Source organism: Bacteroides sp. RTP31139st1_H2_RTP31139_211217 (assembly GCF_040227615.1).
GTDB classification, from domain to species: Bacteria; Bacteroidota; Bacteroidia; order Bacteroidales; family Bacteroidaceae; genus Bacteroides; species Bacteroides uniformis.
Genome location: NZ_JBCNZM010000347.1, coordinates 1 through 848, shown reverse-complemented (window position 1 = coordinate 848; position 848 = coordinate 1). Strand labels below are relative to the sequence as shown.

Sequence of the window (848 nt, the reverse complement as noted above, 5' to 3'; positions counted from 1 at the left end):
AAAGAGAAAACCTCAAAAACGATTTTTTGAAATTTCCTCTCAGCCTCCGGAGGACTCAGTTTTATTGTGGGAAAAAGAGAAGAAAATAAAACATCATCTTTGATGTGAGCAAATATAAGTGCTTATCTTCATTTCTCCAAATTTTTTAGCGCGTTTTTTTGGCTGTTGTTTTCATTTTAACACGTTTTAAACTAATATTCGTGTATAAAGCCACTGTCCTATATGATTAGGAATGTACCCCGTTGATGATGTGTCTCTATTGAATTGATTCCCAGTATTGTAATGGCACTTTCAGAAGACGTTTCATCAGGGATGGACGTACCCGTCGGAACGAAAACTACTGCCGGAATGCGGAAAAAACGGTATCCACCGCATGAAAGTGGCAGATACCGTTGGCAGATTGACTATGTAGTCTGAATCTTTGCGTATATCCTAATTCTTGCGCCCATATCGGCAGATGAGCAATGAACTTAATACCAGGAGTGCAAGGGCAATCATCCATGTGTAGATTTTCCGTTCCTTTTCCAAATGTTCGATGTCCGCCGCTTGTTGTTTGGAGCAAGTTGTCAGTATATTAATCTGGGATTGTTGTGCCTTGCAGATATCCATAAGTTCAGCATTAATCCGTTGCTGTGTTTCCAGCGAAGTTTGGATGTTCTTGAAGTTACGGTTGGTCGTATATGCGTCGCGGATATATCCGGGTGTGCTTACCTGTAACGACGGAACCTGTATGCTGTCCGGAAGGTATGTCAGTTCTGCATTATTGCGCCGCTCTGTTGCGAAGCTGTTGAACAGGAGTATGCCGACGAGTGTGCCGCTAATCAGAAAGGCTATTAACGCTATGATGG

At 42.2% G+C, this 848-nt stretch carries 1 pseudogene; it reads right to left on the bottom strand.

What is annotated here, in order from left to right:
* Positions 1 to 432 precede the first annotated feature (432 nt).
* Positions 433 to 848, bottom strand: a pseudogene (locus tag ABUA47_RS24820) (hypothetical protein); the annotation flags it as partial.